This is a genomic window from Qipengyuania algicola, assembly GCF_042492175.1.
Classification (GTDB): Bacteria; Pseudomonadota; Alphaproteobacteria; order Sphingomonadales; family Sphingomonadaceae; genus CAJXSN01.
Window position 1 is genome coordinate 511,340 of record NZ_CP170453.1, and the last position, 15,294, is coordinate 526,633.

Here is a 15,294-nt window from a genome sequence, read left to right on the forward strand (position 1 = left end):
GAGTTGCGCAAGACAATGAAACTCACCGCTGGTCGGTGGTTTCAACCGGCCTGTCGAACAGGATGTGACGCAGCCAGAGCATTGGACCAAGCGCAAGGCGAGTGTCGCGCAAGGTTTGCGCGGGGTTCGCGCGGGGAGAGTAAGTTGCAAAATCGTACCGCCCGCCACCGGGCTGCCAGCGCACTGGCCGTGTCTGTCGCCCTGATTGCCCACGGCGCGCCCGCCTTTGCGCAGGAAACGGACCCTCCAAGCGCCCCTGCCGAGGTGGCCGATGAAACCGTGATCGATGCTCCGGAATCCTCCGCGACCGTGTTCGAGCCGGATTATTTCACCCAGTTTGCGCCGCGCAATGCGCTCGATATGCTCTCGCGCGTGCCGGGCTTCACCATATCGGATGATGACAATGGCCGGGGGCTCGGGCAGGCCAGCCAGAACGTGATTGTCAATGGCGAGCGCCTCGCCAGCAAATCCGACAGCCTGCGCGATCAGCTGCGCCGGATCCCTGCAGACACGGTGATCCGGATCGAAATTGTCGAGGGCAATGCGCTCGATATTCCGGGCCTGAACGGTCAGGTTGCCAATATCATCCGCAAGAGCAGCGGTACTTCGGGCCAGTTCACCTGGCGCAGCGGCTTTCGCGCCTACAATACCTCTGCCCAGCTTTATGGCGGGGAGATTTCGGTCACCGGCAGCAGCGGGAATTTCGACTACACAGTCGCTCTGGCAAACGACAACAACCGGTTCGGCGCGGATGGCCCGATCTTCATCACCGATGCCGCTGGCGATCTGATAGAATTGCAGGAAAGCCAGTTTTCCGGCCGCTATGACAATCCCAATCTGAGCACCAATTTCACCTATGATTTTGGCGGCGATGTGATCGCCAATCTCAATATGAGCTACCAGATCGATTATTTCGAGCGGACCGACAGCGAGATCGGCATGCCCGCCACTGGCCCCGTGCGGACCCGCGCCGCGTCGCGCGGATCGGATGGCCCGGAATACGAAGTTGGCGCGGATATCGAATTTCCCCTCGGCCCCGGCAGCATGAAGCTGATCGGGCTGGAGCGGTTCGAGCGGGACAATTTCGAATCCCAGCTGATCGACCGCTTCGATGACGGCACGCAGGCCATCGGATCGCGCTTCATCCAGACCAGCAATGAAGGCGAGCGGATCGGCCGGTTCGAATATGGCTGGAACCTGTGGGATGCGGATTGGCAGCTGTCCGGCGAGGCGGCCTTCAACCGGCTGAACCGGCGCGCCAGCCTGCTGGAGCTGGATGCGAACGAGACTTTCGTCGCCCTGCCCTTCGATGGCGGAACGGGCGGCGTGACAGAGGATCGCTATGAAGCGATATTGAGCTTCGGCAAGCAGCTGACCCCCACCCTCGCCCTGCAGGCGACCGGCGGCGCGGAATATTCCAAACTTTCGCAAACCGGTGTGGCGGCGAATTCCCGGTCGTTCCAACGGCCCAAAGGGTCGCTCTCCCTCTCGTGGAAACCCAGCAGCGATTTCGACATCGCGGCAGAGGTGCGCCGCAGTGTGGGCCAGCTCTCGTTCGGCGATTTCCTCTCCAGTGTGGACCTGAACGACGAACAGGAACGCGGCGGCAATAACGAGCTGGTCCCCAACCAGAGCTGGAATTTCGATCTGGAGGTCAACAAGGGGCTGGGCGCATGGGGCTCGGTAAAGCTGGAGCTGCGCCACGCCGAGTTCGAGGATTTCATCGAGTTCTTCCCGCTTCCCAATGGCAGCGAGGCACGCGGCAATATCGGCGATGCGTCGCGCACCCATCTCGAGCTCAACACGACGCTGCAATTCGATCCGCTGGGCTGGACCGGCGCGCGGCTGGAAGTTCAGGCGATCAAGCGCTGGATGAGCGTGACCGACCCGTTCACCGGAGAAGACCGGCCGTTCTCCAACGACCTGATCGACCTGCTGGAAATGGATTTGCGCCACGATGTGCCGGGCAGCGACTGGGCGTGGGGTGCGGGCATCTTCACCAACAATCAGGCGTTCTATTCCCGCCGGTTCGAAACCGGGCGTGGATCGGAGGGCCCGGTGTTCGCGGACATATTCATCGAGCACAAGGACGTGTTCGGCCTGACCGTCAATGCAACCTATGCGAACGTCCTGAATGCCCGCAACGATTTCGTGCGCACCGTGTTCGATGGCTCCCGCCCGAATGCTCCGGTGCTGTTCAATGAAGTGCAAGATCGCCGGATCGGGCCGATTTTCCGGTTCTCCGTCAGCGGCAGTTTTTAGGCGGCGATAACAGACATTTGGCGTGATTGGATTGCGCGGCTTTGACGGGCGGCCCCTCGGGCTTTACCCGCTGCTCCCATGGATTTCGAACCGCGCATTCTGCTTTTCGTGCTGTTTGGCCTCGGCCTGATCGCCGCAGTCGGGCTGGAGCGCTGGCTCAGCCGGAAATATCTCTCTTTGCCGCTGCTTTATGTCGGCATCGGTTGGGCGGTGTTTTCCCTGCCGCTCGGTCTGCCGCGGATAAATCCTACGGCCAGTCAATTCGATGCGATTACGCTGGAATATGTCACCGAATTCATCGTGATCGCCTCTCTGGCTGGGGCCGGAATTGCGATTGACCGCCCGGTGAGCTGGAAGAACTGGGCGCAAATCTGGCCGCTGCTGGTCATTGCCATGCCGGTCACGATTGTCGCGGTGGCGGTGCTGGGCTGGTGGGGTCTGGGCCTTGCGCCTGCCAGCGCCATTCTACTGGGCGCTGTGCTGGCTCCGACCGATCCGGTGCTGGCGCGCAGCGTGCAAGTCGGGCCGCCGGGCGAGAGCGAGCGGCACGATATCCGTTTCTCGCTGACGGTGGAGGCCGGGCTGAATGACGGGCTGGCCTTCCCCTTCACCTATCTGGCGATTGCCGCTGTCGGGATGACGGCGGTCGGCGGCTGGACGCTGGAATGGTTTGCACTGGATTTCGTGTGGCGGATTGTCGCCGGTATCGCGATGGGCTGGGCTGTGGGCCGGGCGGGCGCATGGTACGTGTTCGAGCGCAAGGCCGATGCGGGCATGGCCGAAATGGGTGAAGATGATGACGTCGATGAAGACGGGCATCCTTCGTCCGTCGCGCTCAAATATTCGACCTCAGAGGGCTTGGTCGTGCTCGGCACCTTGCTGCTGGCCTACGGCGCGGCAGAACTGGTCGAGGGCTATGGCTTCCTCGCCGTGTTCGTCGGCGCAGTCACTGCCCGCCAGCGCGAGAACGCCAGCCGCTATCACAAGATCAGCCATCACTTTATCGACCAGATAGAGAAGATCGTGCTGGTCGGTGTGCTGTTCGCATTCGGGGGGATGCTGGCGAGCGGCGTGCTCGATGCGCTGACCTGGCCGGGTGCGATGCTGGCTTTGGCGCTGATCTTCATCATCCGCCCGATTGGCGGCTTTCTGGCCGAACTGAATTGCAACCTGCCCTGGCACGGCAAGCTGACCGTCGCGTTTCTGGGGATTCGCGGCATGGGGTCGGTCTATTATCTCGCCTACGGCCAGAACCATGCGACCTTCAGCGATCTGGATGCGCTGTGGGCCGTGACCGCCTTTGCCATCCTCGCCTCCATCGTCATTCACGGCGTACTGAGCGCCCCGCTGATGCGGATGGTGGAAGGGCGCGGCGGGCACATCCATCGCGGCCAGCACCCCACGCTGGAGGGGCTGTCACCCGGCGTTCGTCGTCCGGTAAAGGTGGAAGGTCGGCAGGAGCAGGGCTGAACTGCTCAGCCCAGCGCGCCCGCCTGTCGTTCGGGGGCGGGAGGCAGAGGGGCGTTCTTGCCCGCCTGTTTCGCCCGCCGTGCGCGGATGGCCTCGATATCCGTCTTGCCGTTGAACAGCAGGCGGACCCAGCCGATCCGGCGAACGGCGAATTCGTGGATCATGATCACCGTGCCTGCCGCTGCAATCGTCAGCAGGGTGAACTCCAGCGCAATCGGCCAATCCACCGGCACCAGCCAGCGCCCGTAAATATACACGAGGCAGTGGTGGAACAGATACATCGACAGCGCGCAATCGGCGAGCCAGCTGGTCTTGGGCCCGCCATCGAGGAAGAAGCGGTGGAAGAATTGCAGAATGAACAGCACCAGCACCCAGATCGATAGCTGGTTTGCAAACAGCATGGCGAGGCTTTCCAGCATTCCCTGATCGGGATTGGCATAGGGCTGGAAATAGAGCGCGGCAGCGGCGGCAAAGGGCATCCATGGCCGCCACGTCACCAGCGTTTTCAAAAGCGTCGGGGACAGCGCCGCCATCACGCCAATCACAAAGAACGGGAATTCGCTGACCAGCTTGTACCAGCTCTGGAAGCCGGGGAAGATCAGTTGATAGCTGCCCGGTATCTGGCCCGCGACAACGTAATTGGCGGTGTTCGCTCCGGCCAGCAGCAGCAGGAACAGCGCAAAAGCCGCGCTACCCGCAAACAATGTTGCGAGCCGATCCGAGAATTTCACCGACAGGCTGCGCAGGCCGGAATTCGCCGGAAGCCCCGCCTGCACCAGCCCTGCGAGCAGGAACATCGGCATCAGGCTGACCAGGAACCACAGATGCAGCGCCCATGTCCCGTCGGCCCAGATGGCGACAAATTCGGGGCTGCCGACCCAGCCGAAAAAGCTGGCCGCCGCGCCCGGCGCTGCCGCATCGACATAGCGCAAATAATGCTCGACCATATTCAGGCTGAGCGCGATGGTGACCAGCGGCACTCCGGTGCGCAGCAGACGGTTGGTGAAGAAATCGCCCACCGCCCGGCGCGACAGCAGCAGGACGGCAAAGAACCCGCCGACAAAGAAGAATGTCGGCGTCACAAACAGGTGGAAGCCGAAAATCAGCCAGTCGAAGAAATCATGCCGCTCCGTATTGCCGGTAATCCACGGGCGCGCAGGCGCGTAAACCGTCCCCGCATGCAGCGCGACGGAAAGGAACATCAGGACCGAGCGCGCTCCGTCGATATCATGATAATGTTTGCGGCCAGCTTCTGCGGTCATGATCGGTCCCGGTTCGTTCCCGGATTTTCCGTCCGGTCGGTCGTGTGCTTTTCCAGCGAACAGATGCAGCCTGCACGATCAAGTGCAGGGCGCAGCCGGTCTCGCAGGGGGACTTCTTAACCGCGAAACGTTAATATGCCGCGAGCGGCCCGGACGCAGAAAGGGCGGGACAAGCCAACCGGCTAGCCCCGCCCTCTTGTTCGGCTCACCCGCTCTCGCGGGACCGATTATTTCTTGGCAGCAGGCTTCTTTGCCGGAGCCTTCTTGGCGGGAGCCTTCTTGGCGGGAGCCTTCTTGGCGGGAGCCTTCTTGGCCGCTGCAGGCTTTGCTGCTGCGGTTTTGGCAGCAGGCTTCTTCGCCGGAGCTTTCTTCGCGGCTGGCTTCTTGGCCGGTGCCTTCTTCGCGGCCGGCTTGGCTTCAGCGTCGTCCGCCTTCTTGGCCGGAGCTTTCTTAGCCGGTGCCTTCTTGGCCGCTGCTTTCTTCGCCGGAGCTTTCTTCGCAGCAGGCTTCTTGGCCTTGCTTGCTTCTTCCTCGGCATCCGCTTCGATCGCGGCTTCCAGTTCCTCGCGCGTCACTTCGCGGTCGGTTATCTCGGCCTTCTCGAACAGGAAGTCGACGACCTTGTCTTCGTACAAGGGTGCGCGCAGCTGGGCTGCGGCCATCGGGTCCTGCTGGACATATTGCAGGAACCGCTCGCGGTCTTCCTCGCGATATTGCTGCGCGGCCTGCTGCATCAGCATGTTCATTTCCTGACCGGAAATTTCCACGCCGTTCTTCTGGCCGATTTCCGACAGCAGGAGGCCCAGACGCACGCGACGCTCGGCGATTGAGCGGTAATCGTCTTTTTCTTCTTCGATCTGCTTCAGCGCGGCTTCGGTGTCTTCTTCACCCTGCGCTTCCTGCATCAGCTGGGCCCAGATCTGCTGGAATTCGGCGTCTACCATGCCTTCGGGCACGGGGAAATCGTGACCGGCGGCCAGCGTGTCGAGCAGCTGGCGCTTCATCTGGGTGCGGGTGAGGCCGGCCGTTTCCTGCTCCAGCTGGCCGCGCACCAGTTCCTTCAGCTTGTCGATGCCTTCCAGGCCCAGACCCTTGGCGAAATCGTCGTCGATCTTGCTTTCGGTTTCGACTTTGACTGCCTTCACCGTGATGTCGAACTCGGCTTCTTTGCCGGCCAGATCCTTGGCTTGATAATCGGCGGGGAAGGTGACGGTGATGGTCTTCTCGTCGCCCGTCTTCGCGCCGGTCAGCTGGTCTTCAAAGCCGGGAATAAACGTGCCGGAGCCAATCACCAGCGGAGTGTCTTCGGCCTTGCCGCCTTCGAATTCCACGCCGTCCACACGGCCGACGAAATCAATGATCAGCTGGTCGCCGTCCTTCGCCTTGCGGGTCTTGGCGGCGTCTTTGTAGCTCTTGTTGCCTTCTGCGATCCGGCCGATGGTTTCATCGACAGCGGAATCTTCCACCGGAACGGTCAGACGCTCCAGCTTCATGCCCTCGACTTCGGGGGCCTCGACTTCGGGCAGGACTTCCAGATTGACGGTAACGACCGCATCCTTGCCCTGCTCGTAATCCTGGCCGAGCTCGATGGCGGGCTGCATTGCGGGACGCAGTTCCTTGTCCTTCATCAGCGCATCGACCGAATCGCGGATCGTGTCGTTGATGACCTGCGCGTGCAGCTGCTCGCCGTGCATCTTGCGGACCAGATTGGCCGGAACCTTGCCTGGGCGGAAACCCGGCATGTTCATCTGCGGAGCGACCTTCTTGATCTCCGCATCGATTTTCTTCTCGATATCGGAAGCCGGAATGGTCAGCGCATAGGCGCGCTTGAGGCCCTCGTTTGTGGTCTCGGTAATCTGCATGGCTGTGCCTTTGAACCTCAAGGTAATCGGTGTGAATCTGTTCCGCTCCTGCCCAAGGCGGCGGATTGGTGCGGGCGAAGGGACTCGAACCCCCACATCTTGCGATACTGGTACCTAAAACCAGCGCGTCTACCAATTCCGCCACGCCCGCAAGCCTGAACGAATTCGCGCGCGAACCGGCAGGCCCGCACGCGTTGAACGAGCGCCTGTAGGATGCAAGGGGGCAAAGGGCAAGCATGGAAGGGGTGTTTCGCGCGCGTTCTTACCGCTCCGCGCGCCTGCCTTTGGCGACGGGCGACATCTTACCGGCCCGATAGAGACCCCATGCTCCGTGTGCGGACACGCGAACGCCGATTGTCAGATGCCCCTCCCGCGCCTATCGGCTGCGCGCATGAGCGACGAAAAAACCGAATCCACCCCGGAAAGCACGCCCGAAAAGGCAGCTGCCACGCCCGATATGCCGCCGATGGTCCTCTCGGTCCATCCGCGCAGCAAGCATTTCAATCAGGAAGTTCTGCAGCGCGGTGTCGGCATCCGGTTCAAGGGGCGTCAGCGCACCGATATCGAGGAATATTCGATTCCTGAAGGCTATGTGCGGGTGCAGGCCGGCAAGACGGTGGACCGCAAGGGCAACCCACTGCTGCTGAAGTTGAAAGGCCCGGTCGAGGCGTGGTTCGAGGATCTGGGCGACGATGCGCCCGTCGCCAAAGCGGACTGAGCTGGGCGCACCGCCCTATTTGCTATCGTAGCGGGCGATGACCTGCGCGAACGGATCGCCGGTGTTCGCCTTGGACGCTGGCGCCGGACGGCGCACGGGCGCGAGCGGCGTGGCCTTGCGGTATCCCGACCGCGCCTGAACCTGGCCACGGACCGGCTGAAGCGCCGGAGCCTTGCGATAGCTGGCCGGGGCGGCTTTGGGCTTCATGCCGGCGAACGCGCTGGCAAAGGTCTTTGACGGCGCTTTGGTCACAGCCATCCGCGTAGGCGGTGCAATCCGGCGCGGTTGCTGGCGTGCCTTGCCATCGCCGTAGATGAACCCGTGGATCGGCCACTGCGATACGCCCAGCCCGCCCTGCGGATGATACCACACGCGCACCTGGCTCCAGTCATTGTTCCGGCTGACATCGACGGCCTTCACGTCCTTCTCGATCTGGCCACGGCGACCGTTGATCGGCGACCAGTTCGCGTGGTCGAGCAGGACGGTCCGCGAATCGATCACTTTGCTGACCGCCGCCACATGGCCCAGCCGCATATTGCGATGCGGGCGAAACGCCATGACGGCGCCGACACGCGGTGTGTTGCCCCGCTCGTATTTCGCTGCAGCTTGCTCCCACCACGTATGCGCATCGCCGAAAATCTGGATGCCGCTGACTTCGCGCGCATAGGGCACGCATTGCAGATAGGCGGGAAGTTCGCTGGCCTGTGCGGCGGACGGTGCGGCAATCGCGGCGACACCACCCGAAGCAAGGAGTGCGAGAGCGGCGAGTGGGCGTGTAAAGCGTTGTAACATATTGGCCTAAATGGCCGCGTAACCTTCACGCCCCCCTTCGCATCACGGTTAACGCAAATACACCATAACTTGCCAGAAACCCGCGAGAAACGCCGCAACGCTTGCCAATCCGTGCGGCAGGGGCCACCTGCGCGGGTGAAATGCGTCCTACAGTCATCATCATCGGCCGGCCCAATGTCGGCAAGTCCACTTTGTTCAACCGTCTGGTGGGCAAAAAGCTCGCTCTGGTGGACGATCAGCCGGGCGTTACCCGCGATCGCCGGATGGGCGATGCCGAGCTGGCGGGGATGAAATTCACCGTCGTCGATACCGCCGGGTGGGAGGATGACGACGCCGAATCGCTGCCGGGCCGGATGCGCGCGCAGACCGAGGTCAGCGTCGAGGGCGCGGACGCAGTGCTGTTCGTGATCGATGCACGCGCGGGCCTGACCCCGCTGGACGAGGAAATCGGGCGCTGGCTGCGCACGGTAGAGGTGCCGGTGGTGCTGGTGGCGAACAAGGCCGAGGGTAAAGCCGGCGAGGCGGGTATGCTGGAAAGCTATGCGCTGGGTCTGGGCGATCCGGCGGGTATCTCTGCCGAACATGGCGAGGGGATTGCCGACCTTTTCGAAGGGCTGTGGCCGATCATCGGCAAGGATGCCGACGATGAGGAAGAGGCCCATCAGGAACGGCTGGACAATCACGATCCTGAAGAAGACGCCCCGCTCGGTCCGCTGAAACTGGCCATCGTCGGCCGCCCCAATGCGGGCAAATCGACCCTCATCAACAAGATGCTGGGCGAGGACCGTCTGCTGACCGGGCCGGAAGCGGGGATTACCCGCGATTCGATTGCGATCGACTGGCAATGGACCGATCCCAAAGCGAAACCCGACGATGATGGCGTGCGCGACATCCGCCTGATCGACACCGCCGGTATGCGCAAGAAACGCAATGTGACCGAGAAGCTGGAAAAGCTTTCGGTGGCCGATGCCCGCCGCGCAGTCGATTTTGCAGAGGTTGTCGTGTTGCTGCTCGATGCCACCCAGGGTCTGGAGCATCAGGATCTGAAAATCGCGGCCATGGCGCTGGAAGAAGGCCGGGCGCTGATGGTGGCAATCAACAAGTGGGACATTGCCGAGGATGCCAGCGCACTGTTCAACGGCGTGCGTGCCGCGCTGGATGACGGGTTGGCACAGGTGCGCGGGCTCCCGCTGCTGGCCGTGAGCGCAAAGACCGGCAAAGGCATCGACCAGATGCTGAGCGCTGCATTCGAATTGCGCGAAAGCTGGTCGAAGCGCGTGCCCACCGCCGCGCTCAACCGCTGGTTCGACGATGCGATGGAGGCCAACCCGCCGCCCGCGCCCAAGGGCCGACGGGTCAAACTGCGCTATATCACGCAGGTCGGCACCCGCCCGCCCCGCTTTGTGATTTTCGGGACCAGGCTGGAATCGCTGCCGACCAGTTACGAACGCTATCTGGTCAACGGCATCCGGTCCAAACTGGGTTTCGATGCCGTGCCCGTGCGGGTGTCATTGAAGAGCCCGAAAAACCCCTACAACGCCAACAAAGGCGGAGGCGGGAATTACAGCGGCGGTTCGGACAAGGGGTAATACGCGCGTGATGGAAGACCTGCTCGCCTTTGCCGCCACCGGCCTCGCCACAGACCTGATCGAGCGGACCTCCAGCACCGCGCGCGTCCAGTCGATCGTCCAGCTCTCGCTCGCCCCGGCCTTCCTGCTCGCCGGGATCGGGGCAATCATGAATGTCATGACCAATCGGCTGATCTGGGTGGCGAACCGGATCGAGCGGATCACGATGATGGACGAAGAAGGGCGCGCAGGCAGCGCGGTGGACGATCTGCCCGCGCTCGAAAAGCGCCGCGGCTATGCGCAATCGGCGCTGATGTTCAGCACGCTGGCCGCGCTCAGCATCAGCGTGGTGATTACCGTGCTGTTCGTGTCGGCCTTCATCACCCCGCAGATCGGCTATCTCACCGCGATTGTCTGGATCATCACGATGGTGTTCCTGATGATCGGCCTGTCGATGTTCGCGTTGGAGGCCCGCACCGCCGCCCACCGCAACCGCGAGCGATTGAAGGAAGAGCGCACGCGCCAGCGCATGGCACGGGCGGAGAGCAACCAGAACAAGGGCTGAGGCGAGATTTCCCGCGGTGAGGGCCGACGCAGATAGGACAACACGATGATGAGCATTCAGAACTGCACTCAGCCCCCCTCTTCTCGCGATAAGAGAATACGCCGCGCACTTCTTGGCGGAACGCTCTCAGTGCTTTGCCTGAGTTTGGCGCTCACTTCTCCGCTCAGGGCGCAGGATGATCCTCAGATCGAGCAGTCTGCCGACGGTGAGCAAGCTCAGCGATCGTCGACACCCATTGAGATAGCCGTGAACGGCGCGCTCACCGCTGCTACCAACGACGAATTCGTAGAATATTTCAAGGCGCTAAGCGGAGACATCGCGATAAGGGAACGCAATGCTCCCATAATCGAGATGATGTCTACAGAAGGCCCCAAGGTCGATGGCTGGGAGCAACAGGGCGTTGACATCATTGCGGAGCTGCAGGCTGCGGGAGACGGACAAATCCCCGCTTTGCTCCGCGACACCAGAGCCGATTCTAATGCCGTCGGCGATCCGTCGGGTCTGGCGCGCGCGGACTTCAGCGGATTCACGAGCTACATCTTGCAGCCGGAGCCTGATGCCCAAAGCACGGAGCGAGCATTTTTCAGCGTCTTACCGGGCGTGTGGTTGCAAACCGTGCAGGAAGTTGCGGGGCGCGGCAATGCGCGGTGCGTTACTGGCGACCTCGGCGTTGTCCTCCATGTAAAACGGCCGCATACACAATGGTCTCCCGACGAATTGCTGTTTTATGCAGGGTTTGTCGCTTTCCTCGATCAGATCGGCGAGAAGAACCTGTGCTTCGTGCATGATCGGGGTGATGGTGGTGCCTACACGGCTGCTGCGTATCTGCTGGACGGCACCAGTCTTCCGGCATTTACCGAAAGCCTGCCTGTGTCCGTCATAATGGATGCGAAAAAACTGCAACCAATGATCTCGGGGGAATAGGGGGCGGCGCGCACGGCGTACCGGCCCCTTTTGACATCCCTACTTCTCGCCCTCGCCTGCGGCGCTGCTTTGTAGCTGGACGTAATTCTGCAGGCCCATCCGCTCGATCATGTCGAACTGCGTTTCGAGGAAGTCGACATGCTCCTCCTCGTTGTCGAGGATGTAGGCGAACAGGTCGCGGCTGACATAGTCGCGCACGCTCTCGCAATATTCGACCGCGTCGCGCAGCAGCGGAATGGCTTTCTCTTCCAGCGCCATATCGGCCTTGAGGATTTCCTCGACCGTTTCACCGACCTGCAATTTGTGGATCGCCTGAAAATTGGGCAGCCCGTTGAGGAACAGGACCCGCTCGGCCAGCTTGTCGGCATGTTCCATCTCCTCGATGGATTCCTTGCGCTCGTAAGCAGCCAGTTTCGCAACGCCCCAATCATCCAGAACGCGGTAATGCAGCCAATACTGGTTGATTGCCGTCAGCTCGTTGGTGAGAGCCTGGTTGAGAAAATCGATGACCTTGGGATCGCCCTTCATGGCGGTGTGCTCCTGATGACTGAATGTGGCGCGCTTATGCGGGCCATACAGTCATGAAAGCAAGGGTCAAAATGTCAAAAAACCGCAGAAAACCGCCATTTGCGAATGGTTTTCAGTAGCGGGAAAATGCGTCAGGCCGGGGCCGGTTGAAGGCCCATTTCGCGCTCTTCGAACAGGATGGCGTCAGCCTCGTTCAGGCAGGAACCGCAATTGGGCCGCTTGCCCAGCTTGGCATAGGCCGCTTCGGCATCACCATTCGTGAGGCGCGCCACGCGGCGCAGCTCTGTTTCGCGGATGGCATTGCAGATGCAAACATACATGCTTCGGCGTCTCCTGCGATTGATTCGCAAGAGCATATTTATGCGAATTATTCTCAATAGCAAGTGGATTTTTGTTGAACGCTGCGGGCGGGGCACGTCCGTGCCCCTAGCCTCCTCGCTCATGCGACCAGAAGGTCGCGTCGCTGCGGGCGCGCGGTCGCGCTTGCGGCCCTGACGGGCCGTTTGGTTTCTCGTAAAAACACGGGCGTTAGCGAGGTCCGAATCTCTAGCGCCGGATCGGGAACAACTTCCCATAGGTCAGGCAGCGCCACAGCCATTCCAGCGGGCCATAGCGGAACCGGTCCAGCCACGGCTTGGACCAAGCGAGCATCATCACCCACGCGGCAACCGTCACGCCGTACAATTGCGGGCGGTTCAATTCGCCGTAGAGACCCAATGCCCAGCCATGGAAGACGAACATCATCACCACCGATGTGCCGAGATAATTGGTGAACGCCGTCCGCCCCGCGGCGGAAATGCGTTGCCCCAACCAGCCCGTCCATGCCGGTGAATAGACCACCAGCAGCGCCGCCAGCCCCAGCGCCATCGCCAATCGGGGCAGCGGGCTCCATCCCACAAAGGCGGCCGTGGCGGTGTAGAACGCGAACCCGCCCGACTGTACGAACAGACCGATCGCCAGATGCGCAAGGCCTCCGCCAAGCAATCCGATCCAGCCCCACAGGACCATCCGGCCCCTATCCAGTGCTCCGCTGAAAAACCCGTAGCGATAAAGCGCCATGCCCAGCAGCATCAGAGGCAGAGTTTCGAATATGAAGAACCCCGCATTGGCCAGCGGCAGAAACCATTCCTGCTTGAACCGTTTCTCGACCAGGCCCGCATAATCGCCGCTCTGCTTCAGCTGCGTCGTCTCCGCATCGTCGGCCAGCGCCTCATCGATACCGGCGAGCATGTCGCCACGCATTTCGGCGAATTGGGGCGCATCACCCATCGCGGTATCCGTGACCAGAAACGGAAAGGTGATCGTCGCTGCGTAGAGCAGAGCGCCAAAGACGTAGCCGATAATCCCGGCATAGAGCTGGGTTTTGGCTTTCCACCTGAGGCAGGCCAGCGCGAGAAAGCCGAACAACCCGTAGAAAAACAGAATGTCGCCGATCCAGATAAAGAAGAAATGGATCAGCCCGAACACGGCCAGGATTGCCAGCCGTTTGGCCTGAAGCGCGCGCGATCCACCCCGCGCCCACACACGCTCCATGAAAAGAACCATGCCCGCGCCAAACAGCAGCGTGAAGAGCGCCCGCATCTTGCCGTCGATCAGCACCAATTGCGCGATCCACTGCCAGCCACCGGGGTCACCGGTCGGAACGAGGAAGGCTTCCGGATAGATATAGGCGTTAAACGGCTGACCGAAGATCACGATATTGGCCGCCAGAATGCCCATCACGGCGATGCCGCGAATAAAATCGAGGCTGGCGATGCGATCATTCGTGCCCGCCGCAAGAGGCTTGGCCTCGTCAGGCGGAGCAATGTCCGCCAGTCCGGCCAGCTGCGCGTCGCTTGTCATGATGCCCGTCCCCTATCACCCGCACCATACGGGAGTCCGCGCTGTATCGGCACGCTCGGCACAAGGGAACATTCCGTCGATGAAGTGCTGGCGTGGGCGGACCGAAGACTATCGATCAGCCGAGCAGATCACCGGGTAACGAGGCAGTCCTGCCCGCCGCGTTTCAGCGCCGTGCAAGCCGATTGCGCATCGCCGCGCGAAGCGAAGCCTGCGGCCAGCAATCGGGTCACGCGGCCCGACGGGACAAGCAGCTTGCTGCTGCCGGACAACTCGCTGCGCGATGCCAGACGCGACCACAAGCGCTCGGCGTTACTCTTTACCGAGAATGCACCCAGCTGGACTTTCCAAGGGCCGGAGGACGCCGTTGCCGCCGGGGCAGGTGCAGGTCGAGGCTGCGGCGCGGGTGCCCGAGCCTGTGCTGGAGCCGGCGTCCGAACGGGAGAAGCCGCAGCGCTGCGCACCGGCGGTGCGCTGGTCGGACGGGTATAGGGTGCGCCTGCCTCGGCCGGGCTTTCCGTGCCGGTGACGCGCTGCGCCTCGGCCACAGCAGCCTGAGCGGCAGCGACGGACGGAGCGACAGATGTCGTCGGGATCGGGCGCGGGATGGCAGCGGCACCGCCAGGATTTTGCCGGACGGGCGCAGCAGCGACAGAACGAACCGGCGCAGGAGGCGGCGCGACACTGGTGGCTGCACCGCCATTCAGATCGGCGGCGGCCAGCTGGCTCACCCGCTGCGCATCGGCCTTTTGTTTGAGGTCAACCGCGACAATTTGCGCCTGCTCACGCTGGGCGAGCGGAATGAAATCATCCATCTGCGCGATTGCGGGAGCGGCCTGCGGCAGGCCGGCGGAATTCGCCAGTGTCAGCAAGGCATATGCCCGGACCCAGTCCTTCTCCACCAGATCGCCGTTAAAGTGGGCGATGCCCAGGAGATATTGCGCGCGCGGATCACCGCGTCCCGCTGCGGCTTGCACATAGGGCATGGCTTCCTGACGGCGACCGTCCTGAAACATCAGCAGGCCCAGATTGTCGGCCGCTTTCAGATGGCCCTGCGCTGCGGCCTTGGCGTAAAACACCTCCGCCTGCTTGGCGTTGGCTTCGACCCCCCGGCCCAGCCGGTAGGCCTGCGCCATATTGAACTGCGCATCGGCATCACCGCTGGCGGCTGGCCCGCGCCATTCCGCAACGGCTGCGGCGTAATTGCCCGCGCTCCACGCATCGACGCCTGCCTTCACATCGGCGAGCGCAGGCGTGGGGACAGCGATACAAAGCGCCAGCAGTGCGGCACCTAGGGCAGAGGATCTGGCCATGGGAGTGGCCCTTTCGTTCACAGTGAAAGTCGATGTCTTGGTAGACTGACATAGTGAACACCCCGTTAGCAAAGGGTTTATCGTCGCTGAAAACATGCAATCGAGAGCGTTAAGGGGCCTCACATGCGCATTCATGACTGCCAGTGTTAACCCAAAATTAGGGGTATCCTGCGATTTCCGTAAGTGACCTC

The 15,294-nt window shown here is 62.1% G+C and carries 13 protein-coding genes and 1 tRNA gene; 6 read left to right on the forward strand and 8 right to left on the reverse strand.

Annotation, left to right across the window (positions count from 1 at the left end):
* Nucleotides 1-144 precede the first annotated feature (144 nt).
* Together ACFCW2_RS02490 and ACFCW2_RS02495 are read left to right on the forward strand one after the other, a co-directional pair.
* Nucleotides 145-2,262, forward strand: a complete 2,118-nt coding sequence (locus ACFCW2_RS02490) for a TonB-dependent receptor plug domain-containing protein (protein ID WP_379547943.1) — start codon at nt 145-147, stop codon at nt 2,260-2,262.
* A gap of 78 nt (nt 2,263-2,340) precedes the next feature.
* A complete protein-coding gene (locus ACFCW2_RS02495; protein WP_379547944.1) occupies nt 2,341-3,732 on the forward strand; it encodes a cation:proton antiporter in 1,392 nt (463 codons plus the stop codon).
* Between the two features lie 5 nt (nt 3,733-3,737).
* Here the strand turns inward: ACFCW2_RS02495 and ACFCW2_RS02500 are convergent, their stop codons facing one another.
* The 3 genes from ACFCW2_RS02500 to ACFCW2_RS02510 all read right to left on the reverse strand — a co-directional run bounded on the left by ACFCW2_RS02500 (nt 3,738) and on the right by ACFCW2_RS02510 (nt 7,007).
* Nucleotides 3,738-4,994: an acyltransferase family protein gene (locus ACFCW2_RS02500; RefSeq protein ID WP_379547945.1), complete on the reverse strand. Its 1,257-nt coding sequence runs from the start codon at nt 4,992-4,994 to the stop codon at nt 3,738-3,740.
* 227 nt (nt 4,995-5,221) lie between these two features.
* Nucleotides 5,222-6,856, reverse strand: coding sequence for a trigger factor (gene tig / locus ACFCW2_RS02505; protein ID WP_379547946.1), 1,635 nt, complete (start codon nt 6,854-6,856; stop codon nt 5,222-5,224).
* A gap of 66 nt (nt 6,857-6,922) precedes the next feature.
* Nucleotides 6,923-7,007: transfer RNA gene (locus ACFCW2_RS02510), tRNA-Leu, on the reverse strand.
* 240 nt (nt 7,008-7,247) lie between these two features.
* On the opposite strand from ACFCW2_RS02510, the gene ACFCW2_RS02515 reads away from it, so the two are divergent.
* Entirely contained in the window at nt 7,248-7,574 is a 327-nt protein-coding gene (locus ACFCW2_RS02515; protein WP_379547947.1) for a DUF3297 family protein, read from the forward strand.
* Between the two features lie 15 nt (nt 7,575-7,589).
* Here the strand turns inward: ACFCW2_RS02515 and ACFCW2_RS02520 are convergent, their stop codons facing one another.
* On the reverse strand, nt 7,590-8,366 hold the full coding sequence (locus ACFCW2_RS02520) for a CHAP domain-containing protein (RefSeq protein WP_379547948.1): 777 nt from the start codon (nt 8,364-8,366) through the stop codon (nt 7,590-7,592).
* Between the two features lie 140 nt (nt 8,367-8,506).
* Between ACFCW2_RS02520 and der the strand changes: the two genes are divergently transcribed.
* The 3 genes from der to ACFCW2_RS02535 are packed head-to-tail and all read left to right on the forward strand — an operon-like array spanning nt 8,507 to nt 11,423.
* The gene (gene der / locus ACFCW2_RS02525) at nt 8,507-9,955 is read left to right on the forward strand and encodes a ribosome biogenesis GTPase Der (RefSeq protein WP_379547949.1); all 1,449 of its coding nucleotides are present in this window, start codon (nt 8,507-8,509) and stop codon (nt 9,953-9,955) included.
* Nucleotides 9,956-9,965: 10 nt separating this feature from the next.
* The gene (locus ACFCW2_RS02530; protein ID WP_379548910.1) at nt 9,966-10,499 is read left to right on the forward strand and encodes a DUF2721 domain-containing protein; all 534 of its coding nucleotides are present in this window, start codon (nt 9,966-9,968) and stop codon (nt 10,497-10,499) included.
* A 45-nt stretch (nt 10,500-10,544) separates the two neighbouring features.
* Nucleotides 10,545-11,423, forward strand: a complete 879-nt coding sequence (locus ACFCW2_RS02535) for a hypothetical protein (RefSeq protein WP_379547950.1) — start codon at nt 10,545-10,547, stop codon at nt 11,421-11,423.
* 39 nt (nt 11,424-11,462) lie between these two features.
* On the opposite strand, the gene bfr is transcribed toward ACFCW2_RS02535, so the two are convergent.
* From bfr to ACFCW2_RS02555, 4 genes are all read right to left on the reverse strand, one after another.
* On the reverse strand, nt 11,463-11,951 hold the full coding sequence (gene bfr / locus ACFCW2_RS02540) for a bacterioferritin (RefSeq protein ID WP_379547951.1): 489 nt from the start codon (nt 11,949-11,951) through the stop codon (nt 11,463-11,465).
* A 131-nt stretch (nt 11,952-12,082) separates the two neighbouring features.
* On the reverse strand, nt 12,083-12,271 hold the full coding sequence (locus ACFCW2_RS02545) for a (2Fe-2S)-binding protein (protein WP_379547952.1): 189 nt from the start codon (nt 12,269-12,271) through the stop codon (nt 12,083-12,085).
* Between the two features lie 226 nt (nt 12,272-12,497).
* Nucleotides 12,498-13,793, reverse strand: a complete 1,296-nt coding sequence (locus ACFCW2_RS02550) for a DUF418 domain-containing protein (RefSeq protein WP_379547954.1) — start codon at nt 13,791-13,793, stop codon at nt 12,498-12,500.
* A 128-nt stretch (nt 13,794-13,921) separates the two neighbouring features.
* Nucleotides 13,922-15,103: an SPOR domain-containing protein gene (locus ACFCW2_RS02555; protein ID WP_379547956.1), complete on the reverse strand. Its 1,182-nt coding sequence runs from the start codon at nt 15,101-15,103 to the stop codon at nt 13,922-13,924.
* Nucleotides 15,104-15,294: the final 191 nt, after the last annotated feature.

Bases quoted from the DNA above. Each gene is read 5' to 3' on its own strand.
- ACFCW2_RS02495 (WP_379547944.1), top strand. From the start codon at position 2,341: ATGGATTTCGAACCGCGCATTCTGCTTTTCGTGCTGTTTGGCCTCGGC.
- ACFCW2_RS02500 (WP_379547945.1), bottom strand. From the start codon at position 4,994: ATGACCGCAGAAGCTGGCCGCAAACATTATCATGATATCGACGGAGCG.
- tig (WP_379547946.1), bottom strand. From the start codon at position 6,856: ATGCAGATTACCGAGACCACAAACGAGGGCCTCAAGCGCGCCTATGCG.
- ACFCW2_RS02515 (WP_379547947.1), top strand. From the start codon at position 7,248: ATGAGCGACGAAAAAACCGAATCCACCCCGGAAAGCACGCCCGAAAAG.
- ACFCW2_RS02520 (WP_379547948.1), bottom strand. From the start codon at position 8,366: ATGTTACAACGCTTTACACGCCCACTCGCCGCTCTCGCACTCCTTGCT.
- der (WP_379547949.1), top strand. From the start codon at position 8,507: ATGCGTCCTACAGTCATCATCATCGGCCGGCCCAATGTCGGCAAGTCC.
- ACFCW2_RS02530 (WP_379548910.1), top strand. From the start codon at position 9,966: ATGGAAGACCTGCTCGCCTTTGCCGCCACCGGCCTCGCCACAGACCTG.
- ACFCW2_RS02535 (WP_379547950.1), top strand. From the start codon at position 10,545: ATGATGAGCATTCAGAACTGCACTCAGCCCCCCTCTTCTCGCGATAAG.
- bfr (WP_379547951.1), bottom strand. From the start codon at position 11,951: ATGAAGGGCGATCCCAAGGTCATCGATTTTCTCAACCAGGCTCTCACC.
- ACFCW2_RS02545 (WP_379547952.1), bottom strand. From the start codon at position 12,271: ATGTATGTTTGCATCTGCAATGCCATCCGCGAAACAGAGCTGCGCCGC.
- ACFCW2_RS02550 (WP_379547954.1), bottom strand. From the start codon at position 13,793: ATGACAAGCGACGCGCAGCTGGCCGGACTGGCGGACATTGCTCCGCCT.
- ACFCW2_RS02555 (WP_379547956.1), bottom strand. From the start codon at position 15,103: ATGGCCAGATCCTCTGCCCTAGGTGCCGCACTGCTGGCGCTTTGTATC.